The following is an 18,653-nucleotide window of genomic DNA, read 5'->3' as shown; positions in this document are numbered from 1 at the left end:
TTGGTTTTGATTTACCACTATTTTATAAATCGTTATAATAGAATTGAAAACAATATCAAAAAATTAAAAATGAGAGAAGAGGGACAACTATGAGAATGGTAGATATCATATCAAAAAAACGTGATGGTGGCGAACTATCGCAAGAAGAAATTAAATTTGTAGTTGACGGATATACTAAAGGAGATATTCCAGATTATCAAATGTCTAGTTTAGCGATGGCGATATTTTTCCAAGATATGTCAGATGAAGAGCGTGCGGCTTTAACAATGGCTATGGTTGAGTCTGGTGATCAGATTGATTTGTCTAACATTAATGGTATCAAAGTCGATAAGCATTCTACAGGTGGCGTGGGTGATACGACAACACTTGTTTTAGCACCTTTAGTAGCGGCACTTGATATTCCGGTAGCTAAGATGAGTGGTCGAGGGTTAGGCCATACTGGTGGAACAATTGATAAGCTTGAGGCAGTTGATGGTTTTCATGTAGAGATTTCTGAAGAGGAATTCGTTCGGCTAGTCAATGAAAACCATATTGCAGTAATTGGTCAAACGGGTAACTTAACTCCAGCTGACAAGAAAATCTATGCGTTACGTGATGTGACAGGTACAGTTAATTCTATTCCTCTGATTGCATCTTCAATTATGAGTAAAAAAATTGCAGCAGGTGCAGATGCTATCGTGCTCGACGTTAAAACAGGAAATGGTGCATTTATGAAAACAGTTGAAGAAGCAGAAGCTTTGGCAGAAGCAATGGTAAAAATTGGAAATCAAGTTGGCCGTAAAACGATGGCGATTATTTCAGATATGAGTCAGCCACTAGGCAATGCAATCGGTAATGCACTCGAACTGAGAGAAGCTATTGACACCTTAAAAGGAGAAGGGCCTGAAGATTTAACAGAATTAGTACTGTCATTAGGTGCACAAATGGTTGTATTAGCCCAAAAAGCAGACACATTAGAAGACGCTCGTGCAATGTTACAAAGTGTTATCGATAATGGTCAAGCTCTTGAGAAATTTAAAACATTTTTAGCTAATCAAGGTGGGGATGCTTCGATTGTTGATGAGCCATCGAAATTGCCATCTGCTGAATATCAGTATGAATTGCCGGCTAAAAAATCAGGCGTAGTTTCAGATATGGTTGCGAATGAAATAGGTATTGCGTCTATGATGTTAGGCGCAGGACGTCAAACAAAAGAGGATGAAATTGATTTAGCTGTTGGACTTGTATTGCATAAAAAAGTAGGCGATGCTGTTGAAGCGGGTGAATCGTTATTAACGATATATGCCAACCAAAATGACGTTGAACAAGTCAAACAAAAATTATATGAAAACATTACGATTTCAGAAACTGCCGATTCACCACAATTGATTTATAAAGTTATTACGAAATAAAGCGAAAAGGGTGAGAAGATGAAATTGCGATTAAGACGAGTTTTAGGCATTGCCTTTTTGATGATTGGTGTTTTACACTTCATTAAGGAGCGTCAATTTCGAAATATCGTCCCGCATTACTTACCGCTTCGTAAAACAGCGGTATTAGTGACTGGTATTTGTGAAATGGTAATTGGAATAAACCTGTTTATAAAGCGACCTTCTTATCAACTTAAGCATTGGATTATTGCCTTTTTGTGGTCTGTTTTACCGGCTAATATATATATGGCTCGAAAAGGGCTTCCATTAGGAGATAAACAATTATCCAAACCTGTTCTATATGCGAGATTACCGATGCAATTCGTATTGATGTATGTAATACGCAAACTATAATATATTAAAAAACGGTTGAACCATAATAAGGATTTCAACCGTTTTTTGATGTCTATTTATGCTTTGCCATGACCAAAAACATCATGCCATTCACTACGTTTATCTAAAAAGGTTTGTGCAATTTGTTTAGCATCTTCTAATGAGTGAGAAGCAGCCCATCCGCATTGAACTTCATTACACGCGGGCACTTCTTTTGCAGCCAGAACATCGTGGATTGTCTTCTCAACAATATTTAGAACATCTTCATAATGATCATGATTTATGAAAGAAACATAAAAACCAGTTTGGCATCCCATAGGACTTAAATCGACGACTTTGTCAGAATGGTTACGAATATTTTCAGCCATAAGATGTTCTAATGAATGTAATCCAGGCATCTCCATATGCTCTTGGTTCGGCTGTTTGAAACGAATATCATATTTATATATTTCATCTCCATTTAGCCCTTTCATTTTTCCAGCTAAGCGGATATAAGGTGCAACGACCTTAGTATGATCTAAATTAAAACTTTCGACGTTCATTTTAGGCATTTATCATAGTCCTCCTTCACATGTTTATTTATATTTTAACACATTTTAAGAGGGATGAAATGAATGATATATGAGTTAAAAACTAAGGTTTAAAAGTAAATTTAAGAAAATTTAGAAATTAAAATGACAAATAGCTTAAAATAAGCTAAAATGATTACTAACTTAATATATAATTTATCAAGAGTGGTGGAGGGACTTGGCCCTATGAAACCCTGCAACCTCATCGTGATACGATAAAGGTGCTAATTCCAACAGTACGTATGCTGAAAGATAAATGACATGAACTAAGGTTATCAACTTTGCATCATCATCACGCTTGATTGATTCAGCGCATAGGTGCATTGAGGGATAACTTTTTTCTTTTTGGAGGGATATTAAACATGGTTTCAGTGAGACAACAAATTTTAGACTATATCGATAATCATCGGCTTTCTTATTTAGATATGAGTCATCAAATACATGAACGGCCAGAAATTGGCAATGAAGAAATATTTGCATCACGCTTATTAATAGATCATTTGAAGGAGAATGGATTCAAAGTAAAAAAGGATATTGCAGGTCATTCAACGGGGTTTATCGCTGAGTATCAATCTGAAAAAGATGGCGCAACTATCAGTTACTTAGCTGAATATGATGCGCTTCCAGGGTTAGGACATGCGTGTGGTCATAATATTATTGGAACAGCAAGTGTTTTAGCAGGTATAGCTTTAAAGCAAGTCGTTGATGACATTGGTGGGAGTGTGGTTGTATTTGGATGTCCAGCTGAAGAAGGTGGTGAAAACGGCAGTGCCAAGGCATCTTATGTCAAAGAAGGCATTATTGATGATGTGGATGTAGCACTCATGATTCATCCGGGGAATGAAACCTATCCAACAATTCCGACTTTAGCTGTTGATGTACTCGATATTAAATTTTTTGGCAAAAGTGCACATGCTTCTGAAAATGCGGATGAAGCCCGTAACGCCCTTGATGCTATGTTAAGTTTCTTCAATGGCGTTGCGCAAATACGTCAGCATATCCGAAAATCTGAACGTGTGCATGGTGTGATCTTAGACGGTGGTCGCGCAGCTAATATTATTCCTGACTTTACCCATGCGCGTTTTTATACTAGAGCGTCTACACGTAAAGAGCTTGATATATTAACTGAACGTGTCCATCAAATTGCAAAAGGTGCGGCAATCCAAACGGGCTGTAATTATGAATTTGGTCCTATCCAAAACGGTGTCAATGAGTTTTTACGTACGCCGGAGCTGGATGCATTATTCGAACGTCATGCCGTTGAATTAGGAGAAGAAGTCAGCCATGATGACTTTGGTTTTGGATCTACAGATACGGGGAATGTAAGTCACGTCGTACCCACGATACATCCACATATTAAAATAGGACCACGAAGTTTAGTCGGACATACACATCGCTTTCGTGAAGCAGCTGTAAGTCCTATGGGGGATAAAGCACTTGTTAAAGGCGCTAAAATTATTGCATTGATGGGCGCAACATTGATTCAAGATGAAAATTTATTAAAATCAATTCAATCACACCATCAAATATTAAGGGAGAAATTATAAATGACGAAGTATCTGAAAATGACAATGGGGGATCTTTACGATACAAATGTAGTCTACACTTCAAGACCATCATATGTCTCAAATCCATGGCTAGAAACTAATGAACACCAATCAAACTTTTTAACTGGTAGAGAACTACTCATTTCAAATCTTCCAGTCATTGTACATGAAGCGAGTGTGACGCATCGTCTTGAAACGTTATTTCAATTAATTGGGCGTACCATCCCTAAAAATGTATATACATTTAAAAATCAAGAAACGTATGAGAATTTGCTGAAAAAGCTGGCATACGAGGAAAATCGTCACATTTACTTTCAATATGTACACGGTGAAGACATTGTTACAGGTGATAAATATGCGATGGACAAAGATATCTTTACAAAATTAAATAATAAATCTAAAATTCCTGAATGGACAAATGGTAAATACTTACCGAGGCGTCAAGTCGTACCTATTGAAGCATTCAATGAGGTTATTGAAGAATGGGATTTACCGGTTGTGATTAAACCAGGAGATGAACTACCGACTGCAGGCGGATATGGTGTGATGATTTGTTATACAAGTGAAGACTTAGAAGCAGCTAAGAAACGAATTGCACGTGCAAAACATCAAACAGACACACTGATTATAGAGGAGTGTATTGATGCAGTTGAAAATTATTGCGTGCAGTACGCGCTACATCCTGATCATGGTATTGTATATATAGGGTCAGCAAAACAATTGACGAATGCATACGGGTTTTATAATGGAAATATCAATGCTATTGATGTACCCGACAAAGTCATTGAAGCAGGTCGAGAACTTATGCAAATAGGTGTTGACCATGGTTTTATTGGTATTGCTGGTTTTGATTTGTTAGTGGATGCAAAAGGGGATGTGTATGCAATTGATCTTAATTACAGACAAAATGGCTCTACAAGTATGTTGTTATTAGCCCCTTTATTGAAAGGAAAATATCACAAGTTTTATAGCTATTTCGCTGACGGAGATAATGAACGCTTTTTCAAAACAATCGTTGAGTATGTCGAGAAAGGGGTCTTATATCCATTATCTTATTATGATGGTGATTGGTACCAAGATGAGCAGGTTAATTCAAGATTTGCTGGTATTTGGCATGCTGATCACGAAGAGGACATTGCATTACTTGAGCACGAATTTGAAGTGAAAGCAGGTTTGTTGAAGGACTAAATTAGGCAAAGTGAATAGCTGTAAATAGTGATGAGATTGACGAATGACTCAATCTAGTTTATATTCACAGATAGGTTGATAATGAAAAGGAGTTTAGCCATGTCATACAAAAATGAACGCTTTTACAAAGACATTTTGACAAATGAACAATTCTTTTTGGCTGTTAAAGATAAAAAGATTATCAAGCATAGCCATAATGGTAAAGACTTATTTTGTTTTTGGACGAGAGAATCATTAGCAAAAGAGTATTTAGAAAACTTAAATGTTGATTATGATAAGATTAAGACGATGGATATCGACCGTTTCGCGACTTATGAATTAGATGATATGTTTGATGATGAAGATGAAGCACTAGTCAATGTAACGAAAGATATCGAGGGTCACGAAATTAGAATTGTTGACGCTATTAATGAGCTAATGTCTGATCTCGATCGTATTCGAATTCGTGAATTTGTTCAAGATATTGCAAAGACAGATACAGTGTATGGTCTGACAAAAAAGGGTTACAAGCAGTTTATGGTTGTATATGATGAGAATGATAATTTTGAGCAATCTCATTTTGTACCTGTATGGAGCTTGAGCCAACGTGCGGATAAAGTGGCAAAAGAAGATTTTGAAACATTTGAACTGATTGATGTCGAAGGAGAAGTTTTTTCAGAGTGGTTAGATGAATTACGAGACGACAACCGCTATGTTGCAATTGATGTTAAGCCTGGTGTTATTGGCACCATTGTATCTGCACAAAAACTAGCAAATGAATTAACGATTTAACATAAGTGGGGTTGTGACATAAATACCTCAGTAATCGAAAAACTTCGAGGGTTTCGTAAGAAATTACGAAAAATCTCGAAGTTTTTCTTTTAATGATATGTTTAGTCGCGCGACATACAACTCATTTCTTTATATTTAATGTCATAAGTGCAAAGACGAGTTCTCATTTTACTTTGCTTAATCCTCGCACCGATATGCGATTGAATCCCCAAATGGTTCTACTGATTTTTTATTTATTTTTGAATGATACGAAAGTGTCTTATTTTTTTAAAGTATTTTAGTGTAAATTACATGTATATCACGTCGTATTGTTGGCGAGACGCCTGAGGGAATAGGATGAGCGTCGAGACCGGGGCTCGCCCCATCTCCCCTAGGAAATGTGAGCCAAACAATACGAATGATTGATAAAAGAATAGCATAGAGGTGATTCAATCATGAACCATCTCTACGCTATTATTTTGGGATTGATGTCCCAGCTTCCTCGCTTTTATGTGATCTATAGGTTATAAAATAGAATGGATTATAAATAAAGCGTTCCTAACGCACCAGCAAAAGCACCATTTTGTAGGTAGTGCGGTTTAAATCCTCTTAAAATCGTATAGTTTGTAACAATCTCTTGTAAAAGGGGATTGTGATTAAATGATGAACCAATATATACAACATCCTCAACCTGATGTTCACGTGCAACATGAATAGAAACGGTTGTTAAACTTTCGCCAACAACGCCCATTAAAGAGGCCAGTTTATCTGCATCTGTAAATGTTTGGTCTAAGTTGAGAAGGACATGGCCAAAGTTGGCAGCTGTTAATTCTCCAGAGATGGGAGGTGTATCATTTTTATATATATGCTTTACTTTTAAGTCAATGATGTCTCGGTTTCCGTCTAATGCTAATTGAGTTAAAGTTTGGTAATCTGTAATTCCAGTTAATAAATAGCCAAGACCACGGATCATGCCACCACCAGTACCAATACCACCAACGCGACGTTGTCCATCTTTATCGGATAAATGAAGCGACGTTCCAGTTCCTACATTCGTAAAGATATAACGTGAAATGTGAATGCCTTGCTCTTTTAATAATACGTTGATACCTTTATCTGCTGCATCAAATTCAATGTATAAATAAGGCGTGCAATTTAGGTGATCTGAGAGTACTTTTGCATTTCCTCCAGTAATATGAATGTCTTGGCACGGTTGCGCATTTAGCCAAGATGCCACTTGTTCAATTTCAGTAGTAAGATATGTGTGATACTGACGTTTGCCTTGATCTTCTATTGCGACTTTAATAAGTGTTCCTCCAGCATCGATTCCAATTCGCATGACTTGTCACCTCAAAAAATAATTTGCCAACCTTAGTATATCGATTACATATTAAATTACAAGATAAAATTTACCGTGATAGATAGATGGATACAGCATATCAGTTAAATATAAAAATGAGATAAGATTGTAAACAGTGAGGGGACTAGGGTATGACAATGTTTAGTCTGAACAAGCGATAAACTCGATTCTCCTCAAATTCTAATCGTTTTTGTCCCGACACCTTAGTGAACTGTGTTACATTTCGTTGTCACTTTCTCGTTCTTCAATCGTTTTTGAGAAATCTTTTTCATCATCAATGTGTGTCATTTTAAAATGTTTGATATGTTCACGTCGTAAAGCGTTCATCAGTGAAAAGACCATCAGTAATAGGATAATCGAAAAAGGTAATCCCGTTACAACCGAAGCAGTTTGTAAACTTGTAAGCCCGCCTGCTACTGTTAAAGATACAGAAATAGCACCAATTAATATCCCCCATACCATTTTGTGTTTACGCTTAGGATTTTCAACGCCACCTGTCGCCATACCTGAAACAATGTGGGTTGTAGAATCTGCACTCGTGATAATAAAAGTAAAGATTAAAATAATGGCTAAAGCGCTAGTCACTTCATGTAACGGAAACTTACTTAAAAGTTCGAATAGAGCCACCGTATAATCTTTGTCGACGATTTTTTCAATACCATCGTTATGGTTGAGAGCCCAATTGATGGCAGTGCCACCAAATCCAGCAATCCATGCAAACGAGATACAGGGTGGAATGATAAGTACACCAATTACAAATTCGCGAATCGTACGTCCTCTTGAAACTCTGGCAACAAAGCCACCTATAAATGGAGACCATGAAATCACCCAAGCCCAATAGAATACAGTCCATTGCTGAATCCATGCATTATTACCTGTATAAGGATCAACCCGCAAACTATACTGGATAAAATGAGATAAGTACTCACTAATTGAAACTGTAAAGGTTTCAACAATAAAGCGTAGATCACCAAATATAAAGATAAAGATTAAAAGCAATGAACCAATCAAAATATTTAAGTTACTTAACCATTTGACTCCACGATTAATGCCTGTCAAAGCGGATCCTAAAAAGATAAATGTCATCAGTAAAGTGATAATGATTAATGTCCATGCATTGTTAGGTACTTTAAAAACATGATTTAATCCACCAGCGATTTGTAAAATCCCTAGTCCAATTGAAGTCGCAATCCCCATCACTGTTGCGATAATAGCTAAAATATCAATAATATTTCGAAATGGACGACGATAAGTTTCTCCAAAAACAGGTTCCATAGCGGTGGAAATTAAACCGTCACGATCTTTTCTAAATTGGAAATATGCAACGATTAAACCACTCATAGCAAAAATGGACCATTGTGAAATGCCCCAATGGAAGAAAGTGTACCCCATTGCTAAGCGAGCGGCTTCAGGTGTTTGTCCTTCTATTGAATTTGGGAATGGCGAGTGCAAGTAGTGTGTAAGTGGCTCTGCAACACCCCAAAATACAATTCCGACACCTAATCCGGCCGAAAACAACATACCTACCCAAGAAATAAATGAAAATTCCGGCTCTTCATGGTCACGGCCTAGTTTGAATCGACCGTAGCGTGAGGCTGCTAACAATATTAAAAACACATCAAGTACAAAGACAATCATTAGGAAAAGCCATCCAAAATTTAAAGCAATAAGGTCATATATTGATTGTGCGTATGCGCCGAAGCGTTTTGGAAATGCTGCAGCTAATAACGTTAAAATTAAAATAATTGCAAATGATACAGTGTAAACAATATTCCGATTTTTCTTTTTTTGCTTTGTTTCTTTTTTCATATAGTCCCCTTCTTTATTTATTTTAATATCATGTCAACTTTCAATGCTTCATCATTTATTCTAATTATTACAATATAATTCATCAAATAGTGTTTAAAAAACGTCAAAGGGTGTAAAAATTAAAAAGAAATAATTAAGCAAAGGAATGGCTAACACTACAATGAAAAAAAGTGAACGCTTTGATGATATTACTATACAATTATTCGAAGAGCAATACCGCGATGCCTTAAATCAATTTAAATTAAGTGAACGTCAGATGATTTATTCCTCTTTACCCAAAGATGTATTAGATGATGCACTCGACGATAGTGATAGAGTTGCAAATGTTGTCATTAACGACAAAGATGAGGTAGTTGGTTTTTTTGTATTGCATAAACATTATCAACATGAAGGTTACGATACACCTAAAGAGGTCGTCTATGTACGCTCATTATCGATTAATGAAGCTTATCAAGGTAATGGATATGGTACAAAAATTATGATGAATTTACCTGCTTATGTTCAAACGATTTTCCCAGACTTTAATCATTTATTTTTAGTAGTCGATGCTGAAAATGAAGCGGCATGGAATGTATACGAACGGGCTGGGTTTATGCATACGGCAACTAAAGAAGAAGGGCCACTCGGGAAAGAGCGCTTATATTATTTAGACTTGGACTCAAAATACGTTTCATCCTTAAAATTGGAATATAGTGCACATTCTGATGGGAGTTCAATTGATATCGTCAATTTATCTTTAGATGGTGAAAAGGTTGGATTTATTGCTATTGAAGCGTTTAATGAACGACTGATTATACGAGCGTTGTACGTATATGATCAATATCGAGATACAGGTATTGCACAAAATGCACTAAGACAATTGGCGACTTATGTGCGTAAAAGTCTTGATGGCATTAAAGTTATCGAAGTTACTTTATTTGGTCCTAGACATCGATTAAAACCATTGTTTGAAAAAAGTAACTTTGTTGAGACCCTCAGTAATGACGACTTTGTTTCATTTGAAAAGTATATTAACTACTAAGCAAATGGTATTGAAGGTGCAGTTCATAAGTTAGAAGTCTTAAATAACTGTAGTGAAACGTTTCAAGGGCTTTTATGGTTTATAAGTATGGTTCGGTTAATTAAATACTTGATTTTAACATCATCATTACTATTAAATATATAGTCATAGCGTTTCGTATATATAAGTGATAGGATTATCTTATTGGATATGATTAAGATGTTAATATAGCAACATGTTAATTCATAAACTTTCATTGCGAAATATGAAACAGTCATATATAATCTATTTTTGTTATACTTTATTAATCCTCTTACTAAATGAACCGAATATAAACTATAAGTCAATCTTGAAAGGAAGATGTGCTGATGAAATTACAAGATTACACAAAAGAAATGGTAGATGAAAAATCATTTATTAATATGGCCTACACGCTATTAAAAGAAGAAAATAAAACGATGAACCTCTATGACATTATTGATGAATTCAAACGTTTAGGTCAGTATGAAAATGACGAGATTGAAAACCGTATCGTTCAATTCTACACAGACCTTAATACTGATGGTCGCTTTTTAAGTGTAGGGGATAATGTCTGGGGCCTTCGCGATTGGTATTCAGTCGATGATATAGAAGAAAAAATAGCACCGACTATCCAAAAATTCGACATTTTGGATGAAGACGATGAAGAAGACAAAAACCTAACATTATTAGGTGAAGACGATATGGAAGGCGACGATAATATTCCTAATCGTACTGATGATCAAGAAAGCTTAGAAGATCCAGAAGATGAGCGCGTTGAAGATGAAATTGAAGAATCTGACTTAGTTGTTGAAGATGATGAAGAAGAAATTGATGAGACTTACGAAGGTGAGTATGATGAAGACGACGAAATAGAAGACGAAGAAGAAACTGAGGAAGAAGCGTTCTAAAGTAGGACTAAACTACAATTTTTACAAATCGTTCTAAAGTTTATTGACTTTTTATGTCAACGTGATAGAATTTTATTCGGGCTCCTTATAAATAAGGACGAATAAATGAAAGCGTACGTCTAAGGCAAAATATATGTCTTAAGTGAAAATAAATAAGCTGATAAATCAGTTTGACGTTAACGTTCCCCTTACAATATAAACATTGTGAGAGGGAACATTTTTTATTTTATAGTGTAATTCATTTCCTTATGAACTTGTCAATTACCCCTACATAAATTGAACTACAGTTTTTATTATTGAGTTGAGGAGGCATTATTTTAAATGACTAAATTTATTTTTGTAACAGGTGGCGTTGTATCATCCCTAGGAAAAGGAATTACAGCCGCTTCGCTCGGACGTTTATTAAAAGATCGAGGTTTAAAAGTAACAATCCAAAAATTTGACCCTTATTTAAATGTTGACCCAGGTACAATGAGTCCGTATCAACATGGTGAGGTCTTTGTGACAGATGATGGTGCAGAAACAGATTTAGATTTGGGACATTATGAGCGTTTTATTGATATTAATCTCAACAAGTACTCAAATGTAACAGCAGGTAAAGTCTACTCGCATGTCCTTCAAAAAGAGCGTCGCGGTGACTATTTAGGCGGGACAGTTCAAGTTATTCCACATATTACAAATGAAATCAAGTCGCGTTTACTTTTGGCAGGAGAAAGTACTAATGCTGATGTTGTTATCACTGAAATAGGTGGTACAACTGGGGACATAGAATCATTGCCGTTTATCGAAGCGATTCGTCAAATTCGCAGCGATTTAGGTCGCGAAAATGTGATGTATGTGCACTGTACACTGTTACCATATATTAAAGCTGCTGGAGAGATGAAAACAAAGCCAACGCAACATAGTGTTAAAGAGTTGAGAGGTCTTGGGATTCAACCTGATTTAATCGTTGTTCGTACTGAATATGAAATGGGACAAGACTTAAAAGACAAAATTGCGTTGTTCTGTGATATTGATAAAAAAGGTGTAATTGAATGTCGTGATGCGGAATCATTATATGAAATTCCATTACAATTAAGTCGTCAAGGTATGGATGATATTGTCATTGAGCGCTTAGGATTAGAAGTTGAACGTGATGCACAGCTCGATGAATGGAACCATTTACTCAATATCGTCAATAATTTAGAAGGTAAAGTGACAATCGCTTTAGTAGGTAAATATGTGTCATTACAAGATGCTTATTTGTCGGTTGCTGAGTCATTAAAGCATGCGGGTTATCAATTTATGAAAGATATTGATATTCGCTGGATTGATTCAAGTGAAGTGACGGATGAGAATGCAGCTGAATATTTAATTGACGTAGACGGTATTTTAGTGCCAGGTGGTTTTGGATTCCGTGCAAGTGAAGGAAAAATTTCTGCAATTAAATATGCACGTGAACAGCAAATCCCGTTTTTCGGTATTTGTTTAGGCATGCAATTAGCTACTGTTGAATATGCGCGTCATGTTGTTGGTCTTCATGATGCACACTCAGCTGAGTTAGATCCGAATACACCATTCCCTGTCATTGATTTATTACCTGAACAAAAAGACATTGAAGATTTAGGTGGCACATTACGTTTAGGTTTATATCCATGTGCAATTCAAGCAGGCACATTAGCTGAAAAAATTTATGGTAAATCTGAAATTGAGGAACGTCATCGTCATCGTTATGAATTTAATAACAATTACCGCGAAAAATTAGAAGAAGCAGGCATGATTTTCTCCGGAACAAGTCCGGACGGTCGATTAGTTGAAATGGTTGAAATAAAAGAGCATCCATTTTTTATAGCATGTCAATTCCATCCTGAATTTTTATCTCGACCTAATCGTCCGCAGCCCATTTTTAAGTCATTTATAGAAGCAGCAGTCAAACACCAAAATCAATAATGTATGGGCTGATTAATATGGAAGAAGTGAAGTTTAGAGCCATTAAAGATGGCGTAACTTCACTTCTTTTTTTATAATTCTAAGTCTGTAATCATTTCGACCATTTGCGTATAAATTTCATAATAAATGTACCCCATTGAGATGATGTGAGGTGTGACCACTTTGTCAAAATCTTCTGTATAAACGATGGGACGAGGGGTTGAAAGATCTACAAAATGCACAAGGTGATCAGGTAATGTTGTGTCTTTAGATTTGTTTGTTATGACGACAACGTCACGATCATCATTCAAAAGTTGTGTTAAATCTTGCTGAATAGCTTCGTCAAAGTAAGGGCTAAATAACAAAATACGATCTGTGCTATCAAGTTGATCAAATGAGTGTAAACTATCCAAAGTCTGACTAGATTTGAGTCGTTCAGAACTCTCAACTATATAATTTTCAAAGTGTTTTAAGTCGCCATAGCCTTTAACATAAATATGGCCTTCACCCCCGATAGCTTGGATTAAGCTTTGTGCGGCCATTTGGATATCAAGAGATTGTGATTCTAAGCGATGAAAAACGCCAGTCAGTTGAGTGGTTAACATTTTTGACATTATCAAAACTCCTTTATTTTAATTCACTCGAAATAGGAAAGGTTCGCAATTTATTGTATTAGATTCAAAAATAATAATCAACGACAGCAAAGTGTCAATAGATGCATCCGCTTTCATATTTAAAATTGCGATTTTTTTCACAATTTCTTTCAAATGAAGCAATTTAGTCATGCAAAATGCATTAGGTTTTGGTATAATTCAGGTATAAATATTTGTGCATTATGCACCATAGGAGGAACTTTCATGCCTTTAGTATCTATGAAAGAAATGTTAATCGACGCAAAAGAAAATGGTTATGCAGTAGGTCAATACAATCTTAACAATTTAGAATTCACACAAGCGATTCTTCAAGCTTCACAAGAAGAAAATGCGCCTGTTATTTTAGGTGTTTCAGAAGGTGCTGCACGTTACATGGGTGGATTTTATACTATTGTAAAAATGGTGGAAGGTTTATTACATGATTATCAAATTACAGTTCCTGTAGCAATTCACTTAGATCATGGTTCAAGTTTTGAAAAATGTAAAGAAGCTATTGATGCTGGATTTACATCAGTTATGATTGATGCTTCACACGAATCATTCGAAGACAATGTAAAAATTACGTCTAAAGTGGTTGAATACGCTCACGAACGTGGCGTATCTGTTGAAGCTGAACTTGGAACTGTTGGTGGTCAAGAAGATGATGTTGTTGCAGATGGCGTTATCTATGCTGATCCAATCGAATGTCAACAATTAGTAAAAGAAACAGGTATTGATACACTTGCGCCAGCATTAGGATCAGTACATGGTCCATACAAAGGCGAACCTAACCTAGGCTTTAAAGAAATGGAAGAAATTGGTGCATCAACAGGTTTACCACTTGTGTTACATGGTGGTACAGGTATTCCAACACATGATATTCAAAAAGCCATTTCATTTGGTACAGCTAAAATCAATGTGAATACTGAAAACCAAATTGCTTCTGCAAAACGTGTGCGTGAAGTATTAGAAGCTGACAAAGAAGTCTATGATCCACGTAAATATCTTGGACCAGCACGTGAAGTGATTAAAGAAACAGTAATTGGTAAAATTAAAGAGTTTGGTACTTCTAACAAAGCAGATAACATTAAAGGTTAAGTTGAGATATGTGATTGAGTGTCATATCTTGTGAAACTTGATTTGACAACAGCATGATAGGAGATTATCAACGATTGAAATGTTGAGTGTGGGACATCAATCCCAAAATAAATAGCGTTAAGATGCTTTTTAATACAAATGCGTCTTAGCGCTTCTTTTTATGATAAAATTTTGTATGATATGACTTCGCTTTCCGAGAGGGCAGCTTCAGTCTGTAATCTTTAGCTAGTCCTGGTTCCTCAGGAGTCTCGTCATCAATAGTTCGCTTATGTATGTAATCATTCACGATTATGCTTTAAAAAATAAGAACTTATGTCAAGGAAAAGCTTCGAGATTTTTTGTAAATGCTTACGCAAGTCTCGAAGTTTTTCGATTACTGAGATATTTATGGCCCAGACTTATTCTCTATTTTGGCTAGAAATTATATCTAGGATTCTTTTAAATAGTAAAATGAGCATGTATAATCAATACATACACATATCATAAACCTATCAAATCCTCAAAAAATAGTGTGATATAGTACTCTTTTGTCACGTCGATGTTTTCTCACCGGTTTTTACGGCGTAATAATAGTTTTATTCCATTATTCATTACTTTTATTTAGTTCTAAAAATTTATAAAATGACATATATAAAATAATTATAATAATAAGTGTCAAAAATAAAGAAGTTAAAAACGGTAACTTTGCATTTTTTAAAATTTTACTTTATAATGCTTTTAATGTGGTATTTTATCGAGAAACGTGCAAGGGAAAAGGAGTTCAATAACATGGCACAAGAAGTAATTAAAATTAAAGGTGGGCGACTTTTAAATGGCAAAGTTGACATCAGTGGTGCTAAAAATAGTTCTGTTGCGATTATACCTGCTTCACTGATGTCTACAGGGCCAGTCACTTTAGAGGGGTTACCTAAAATTTCAGACGTTGAGACACTTGTTAGTTTATTAGAGGATTTAAATATAACTACTTCATTAGATGGGACGACGCTTTCTGTAGACCCGACAGATATTAAAAATATGGTGTTGCCTAATCATAAAGTGGAATCTTTGCGTGCATCCTATTATATGATGGGCGCAATGTTAGGTCGCTTTAAGAAGTGTGTTATTGGACTGCCTGGGGGATGCCCATTAGGACCAAGACCGATAGATCAGCATTTAAAAGGGTTCAAAGCGCTTGGTGCTAAGGTCGATGAAACAGATGGACACACGATGAAACTAGAAGCTGACAAGTTGATAGGGGCGAATATCTACCTTGACATTGTGAGTGTAGGTGCGACTATCAATATTATGTTGGCTGCTAGCTTAGCAGAAGGACAAACGATGATTGAAAATGCTGCTAAAGAGCCTGAGGTCGTTGATGTAGCCAATTTTTTAAATAGTATGGGTGCTAAAGTTTCAGGTGCAGGGACAAGTTCAATCAAAATTACTGGAGTAGAACGATTGCATGGAAGTCGTCATGCAATCATACCTGATAGAATTGAAGCGGGCACATATATGTGTATTGCAGCTGCAAGTGGTGAGTGTGTAGTAATTAATAATATTATTCCAAAACATGTTGAACCCCTTACTGTAAAACTAAAAGAACTCGGTGTTGGTATCGAAGTGGGAGACGATTATATGATTGTTAAATCACGTAATCAGTATAATAGTGTAGATATCAAAACACTTGTGTATCCAGGTTTTGCAACAGATCTACAACAACCTATAACACCATTATTATTTTTAGCAGATGGGCCAAGTTTTGTGACAGATACGATTTATCCAGAACGATTCAAGCACGTTAAAGAATTACAAAATATGAATGCTTCTATCGACTCAGATAGAGGTACTGCAACGATTAAACCGTCAACATTAAAAGGTGCGGATGTATATGCGAGTGACTTGAGAGCAGGCGCATGTTTAATTGTAGCTGGATTAATTGCGGATGGTGTGACGACAATTTTTAATGTAAGGCACATTTACAGAGGATATACAGATATTGTACAGACATTAAAGCAATTAGGCGCAGAGATATGGACTGAAACAATGAATGCCTAGTCATGAATTTTGTTATCACATCGTACTAATAAGAGAGGTGATAACTATGGAAGTATGCCCATATTTGGAAGAAACATTTAAAATACTAGGACGTAGTTGGAATGGGTTAATCATGCATTATCTTTCAACATGTCCTGAACATAAAGCACATTTTTCTGAAATGAAAAGAGACTTAAAGCCAATCACGAATCGCGCATTGTCTCTGAAGGTTGCAGAACTTGCTGAAGCGGGACTTTTGACTAAAGAAGTTATTTCTCAAAATCCTCCTTCTGTTTGTTACCATTTGACCGAAAAAGGCAAAGATTTGGCTATAGCTTTAAAACCGTTAGAAGATTGGGCGCATGAACATGTTGAATTAACTGAAAATCCTCAATCAAGTTAAGCATTGAGGCATCTTAGATTATATATCATTTTATTGTGAATTTTTGGGCTGGAACGATGTGTTCTAGCCTTATTTTTGTGAGAAGATAAATTCCTTACAAGTTGAAATGATTGAGTGTCATATGAACAAGGTTTATCCTATGTACTTAACGGTTAATTAAAATATATAAACACATAAATAGAGGAGTGTTAGTTCATGAGAGAGCAAATCAAGCAGTATATCAATGGAGAATGGATTGATAGTGCTAGTGGCGAAACTATCGATGTTATCAATCCAGCGACTGAAGAAGTATTTGGTCGTATAGCTAAAGGCAACGAAGAAGATGTGAACAAAGCTGTTGAAGCAGCACGAAAAGTCTATTTAGAGTTTCGTCATATGCCTGTTAAAGAACGTCAAGCACTTCTAGGTCGAATAGTTGAAGAATACAAAAATCGCAAAGAAGATTTAATTGAAGCGATGACATTAGAACTTGGATCACCTATCCAAAAATCAGAAGATGTCCATTATCAAATGGGACTGAACCATTTTCAAGCTGCATATGATGCGCTAGATGATTTTCAATTTGAAGAAAGACGTGGAGATCACTTAATTGTAAAGGAAGCAATAGGTGTTGCAGGATTAATTACACCTTGGAACTTCCCGACAAATCAAACATCTCTTAAATTAGCAGCTGCCTTTGCAGCAGGAAGCCCGGTTGTTTTAAAGCCTTCTGAAATGACACCATTTGCAGCGATTATTTTAGCTGAAATTTTTGATAAGGTAGGTGTGCCAAAAGGTGTATTTAACCTTGTTAATGGTGATGGTGAAGGTGTTGGAAATCCACTTAGCGAACATCCAGATATACGTATGATGTCGTTTACAGGTTCAGGTGGTACAGGTTCAAAAATTATGGAAAAAGCCAGCAAAGATTTTAAAAAGGTTTCACTTGAACTTGGTGGTAAATCACCATATATTATTCTAGATGATGCTGATATTGAAGAGGCGGCAAAAGCGGCAGTTGGCAAAGTGGTTAATAATACGGGGCAAGTCTGTACAGCAGGAACGCGAACGATTATTCCTGAATCGATGAAAGATACATTTTTAGAAAAAGCCAAAACTACGATGCAAGAAGTCAAAGTGGGTGACCCACAAAGCAAAGAAACACAAATGGGACCGATTGTGAGTGAAAAGCAATTTAAACAAGTTCAAGATTATATCCAAAAAGGCATTGATGAAGGTGCTGAATTATATTATGGTGGTCTCGGTAAGCCAAAAGGACTCGAAAAAGGATACTTTGCACAACCGACTATTTTTGCAAATGTCCATAATAAAATGACAATTGCACAAGAAGAAATTTTTGGCCCTGTGATGTCTGTCATCACCTATAAAGATCTTGATGAAGCTATTGAAATTGCAAACGATACAAAATATGGACTCGCTGGATATGTATACGGTAAGGATAAAGACACATTAACACATGTCGCACGTTCTATTGAAGCGGGTACGGTTGAAATTAATGAAGCAGGTCGCGCACCTGATTTGCCATTTGGTGGTTATAAACAATCTGGATTAGGTAGAGAATGGGGCGACTATGGTATCGAAGAATTTTTAGAAGTTAAATCTATCGCTGGATACTACCAATAGTTTTAAATTAACGATTGAATAAATTGTTTAATATCATTTTGGGTAGCTGGTTTTAGAAATGATGTAAATCAGAAATTAAAGC

General features: G+C 36.0%; 16 protein-coding genes and 1 riboswitch. Of the genes, 12 read left to right on the top strand and 4 right to left on the bottom strand.

What is annotated here, in order from left to right:
- Positions 1-89 precede the first annotated feature (89 nt).
- Together C7J90_RS00360 and C7J90_RS00355 are read left to right on the top strand one after the other, a co-directional pair.
- Positions 90-1,391, top strand: coding sequence for a pyrimidine-nucleoside phosphorylase (locus C7J90_RS00360; protein WP_103207359.1), 1,302 nt, complete (start codon positions 90-92; stop codon positions 1,389-1,391).
- Between the two features lie 18 nt (positions 1,392-1,409).
- Complete coding sequence (locus tag C7J90_RS00355; protein ID WP_103207357.1) at positions 1,410-1,763, top strand: DoxX family protein; 354 nt, start codon at positions 1,410-1,412, stop codon at positions 1,761-1,763.
- A gap of 56 nt (positions 1,764-1,819) precedes the next feature.
- Here the strand turns inward: C7J90_RS00355 and C7J90_RS00350 are convergent, their stop codons facing one another.
- Positions 1,820-2,293: an S-ribosylhomocysteine lyase gene (locus tag C7J90_RS00350; RefSeq protein ID WP_103207356.1), complete on the bottom strand. Its 474-nt coding sequence runs from the start codon at positions 2,291-2,293 to the stop codon at positions 1,820-1,822.
- A 171-nt stretch (positions 2,294-2,464) separates the two neighbouring features.
- Positions 2,465-2,570: riboswitch (SAM riboswitch) on the top strand.
- Positions 2,571-2,673: 103 nt separating this feature from the next.
- Here C7J90_RS00350 and C7J90_RS00345 point away from each other — a divergent pair.
- From C7J90_RS00345 to C7J90_RS00335, 3 genes are all read left to right on the top strand, one after another.
- Complete coding sequence (locus tag C7J90_RS00345) at positions 2,674-3,858, top strand: M20 family metallopeptidase (protein ID WP_103207354.1); 1,185 nt, start codon at positions 2,674-2,676, stop codon at positions 3,856-3,858.
- A complete protein-coding gene (ldmS, locus tag C7J90_RS00340; RefSeq protein WP_103207353.1) occupies positions 3,859-5,046 on the top strand; it encodes an L-aspartate--L-methionine ligase LdmS in 1,188 nt (395 codons plus the stop codon).
- A gap of 99 nt (positions 5,047-5,145) precedes the next feature.
- Entirely contained in the window at positions 5,146-5,817 is a 672-nt protein-coding gene (locus tag C7J90_RS00335; protein ID WP_103207351.1) for a DUF2750 domain-containing protein, read from the top strand.
- 520 nt (positions 5,818-6,337) lie between these two features.
- Here C7J90_RS00335 and coaW read toward each other — a convergent pair.
- Together coaW and C7J90_RS00325 are read right to left on the bottom strand one after the other, a co-directional pair.
- Positions 6,338-7,135 (bottom strand): type II pantothenate kinase, encoded by a 798-nt coding sequence (coaW, locus tag C7J90_RS00330; protein WP_103207350.1) that lies wholly within the window; start codon positions 7,133-7,135, stop codon positions 6,338-6,340.
- Between the two features lie 237 nt (positions 7,136-7,372).
- Positions 7,373-8,965 carry a BCCT family transporter gene (locus C7J90_RS00325; RefSeq protein ID WP_103207348.1) on the bottom strand — a complete coding sequence of 531 codons (1,593 nt, stop codon included), beginning with the start codon at positions 8,963-8,965 and terminating at the stop codon, positions 7,373-7,375.
- Between the two features lie 160 nt (positions 8,966-9,125).
- Between C7J90_RS00325 and C7J90_RS00320 the strand changes: the two genes are divergently transcribed.
- The 3 genes from C7J90_RS00320 (at position 9,126) to C7J90_RS00310 (ending at position 12,823) form a co-directional block, all read left to right on the top strand.
- Positions 9,126-9,986: a GNAT family N-acetyltransferase gene (locus C7J90_RS00320; RefSeq protein WP_103207383.1), complete on the top strand. Its 861-nt coding sequence runs from the start codon at positions 9,126-9,128 to the stop codon at positions 9,984-9,986.
- Positions 9,987-10,333: 347 nt separating this feature from the next.
- Positions 10,334-10,894, top strand: coding sequence for a DNA-directed RNA polymerase subunit delta (rpoE, locus tag C7J90_RS00315; RefSeq protein ID WP_103207346.1), 561 nt, complete (start codon positions 10,334-10,336; stop codon positions 10,892-10,894).
- 321 nt (positions 10,895-11,215) lie between these two features.
- Positions 11,216-12,823, top strand: a complete 1,608-nt coding sequence (locus C7J90_RS00310) for a CTP synthase (RefSeq protein ID WP_103207345.1) — start codon at positions 11,216-11,218, stop codon at positions 12,821-12,823.
- 71 nt (positions 12,824-12,894) lie between these two features.
- Here C7J90_RS00310 and C7J90_RS00305 read toward each other — a convergent pair whose 3' ends face one another.
- Complete coding sequence (locus C7J90_RS00305) at positions 12,895-13,416, bottom strand: DUF2529 family protein (RefSeq protein ID WP_103207343.1); 522 nt, start codon at positions 13,414-13,416, stop codon at positions 12,895-12,897.
- Positions 13,417-13,659: 243 nt separating this feature from the next.
- Here C7J90_RS00305 and fdaB point away from each other — a divergent pair, with 243 nt between their 5' ends.
- The 4 genes from fdaB to C7J90_RS00285 all read left to right on the top strand — a co-directional run bounded on the left by fdaB (position 13,660) and on the right by C7J90_RS00285 (position 18,571).
- Entirely contained in the window at positions 13,660-14,532 is an 873-nt protein-coding gene (gene fdaB / locus C7J90_RS00300; RefSeq protein WP_103207341.1) for a class IIb fructose-bisphosphate aldolase FdaB, read from the top strand.
- Between the two features lie 768 nt (positions 14,533-15,300).
- Positions 15,301-16,566, top strand: a complete 1,266-nt coding sequence (locus C7J90_RS00295; protein ID WP_103207339.1) for a UDP-N-acetylglucosamine 1-carboxyvinyltransferase — start codon at positions 15,301-15,303, stop codon at positions 16,564-16,566.
- Between the two features lie 46 nt (positions 16,567-16,612).
- Complete coding sequence (locus C7J90_RS00290; RefSeq protein ID WP_103207338.1) at positions 16,613-16,948, top strand: winged helix-turn-helix transcriptional regulator; 336 nt, start codon at positions 16,613-16,615, stop codon at positions 16,946-16,948.
- Positions 16,949-17,143: 195 nt separating this feature from the next.
- Entirely contained in the window at positions 17,144-18,571 is a 1,428-nt protein-coding gene (locus tag C7J90_RS00285; protein ID WP_103207336.1) for an aldehyde dehydrogenase family protein, read from the top strand.
- Positions 18,572-18,653 lie beyond the last annotated feature (82 nt).

Source organism: Staphylococcus felis, assembly GCF_003012915.1.
GTDB classification, from domain to species: Bacteria; Bacillota; Bacilli; order Staphylococcales; family Staphylococcaceae; genus Staphylococcus; species Staphylococcus felis.
This window is presented reverse-complemented; position numbering and strand designations above follow the sequence as displayed.

What these genes read in the sequence shown, in the direction of transcription:
- C7J90_RS00360 (WP_103207359.1), top strand. Translation starts at nt 90, where the DNA reads ATGAGAATGGTAGATATCATATCAAAAAAACGTGATGGTGGCGAACTA.
- C7J90_RS00355 (WP_103207357.1), top strand. Translation starts at nt 1,410, where the DNA reads ATGAAATTGCGATTAAGACGAGTTTTAGGCATTGCCTTTTTGATGATT.
- C7J90_RS00350 (WP_103207356.1), bottom strand. Translation starts at nt 2,293, where the DNA reads ATGCCTAAAATGAACGTCGAAAGTTTTAATTTAGATCATACTAAGGTC.
- C7J90_RS00345 (WP_103207354.1), top strand. Translation starts at nt 2,674, where the DNA reads ATGGTTTCAGTGAGACAACAAATTTTAGACTATATCGATAATCATCGG.
- ldmS (WP_103207353.1), top strand. Translation starts at nt 3,859, where the DNA reads ATGACGAAGTATCTGAAAATGACAATGGGGGATCTTTACGATACAAAT.
- C7J90_RS00335 (WP_103207351.1), top strand. Translation starts at nt 5,146, where the DNA reads ATGTCATACAAAAATGAACGCTTTTACAAAGACATTTTGACAAATGAA.
- coaW (WP_103207350.1), bottom strand. Translation starts at nt 7,135, where the DNA reads ATGCGAATTGGAATCGATGCTGGAGGAACACTTATTAAAGTCGCAATA.
- C7J90_RS00325 (WP_103207348.1), bottom strand. Translation starts at nt 8,965, where the DNA reads ATGAAAAAAGAAACAAAGCAAAAAAAGAAAAATCGGAATATTGTTTAC.
- C7J90_RS00320 (WP_103207383.1), top strand. Translation starts at nt 9,126, where the DNA reads ATGAAAAAAAGTGAACGCTTTGATGATATTACTATACAATTATTCGAA.
- rpoE (WP_103207346.1), top strand. Translation starts at nt 10,334, where the DNA reads ATGAAATTACAAGATTACACAAAAGAAATGGTAGATGAAAAATCATTT.
- C7J90_RS00310 (WP_103207345.1), top strand. Translation starts at nt 11,216, where the DNA reads ATGACTAAATTTATTTTTGTAACAGGTGGCGTTGTATCATCCCTAGGA.
- C7J90_RS00305 (WP_103207343.1), bottom strand. Translation starts at nt 13,416, where the DNA reads ATGTCAAAAATGTTAACCACTCAACTGACTGGCGTTTTTCATCGCTTA.
- fdaB (WP_103207341.1), top strand. Translation starts at nt 13,660, where the DNA reads ATGCCTTTAGTATCTATGAAAGAAATGTTAATCGACGCAAAAGAAAAT.
- C7J90_RS00295 (WP_103207339.1), top strand. Translation starts at nt 15,301, where the DNA reads ATGGCACAAGAAGTAATTAAAATTAAAGGTGGGCGACTTTTAAATGGC.
- C7J90_RS00290 (WP_103207338.1), top strand. Translation starts at nt 16,613, where the DNA reads ATGGAAGTATGCCCATATTTGGAAGAAACATTTAAAATACTAGGACGT.
- C7J90_RS00285 (WP_103207336.1), top strand. Translation starts at nt 17,144, where the DNA reads ATGAGAGAGCAAATCAAGCAGTATATCAATGGAGAATGGATTGATAGT.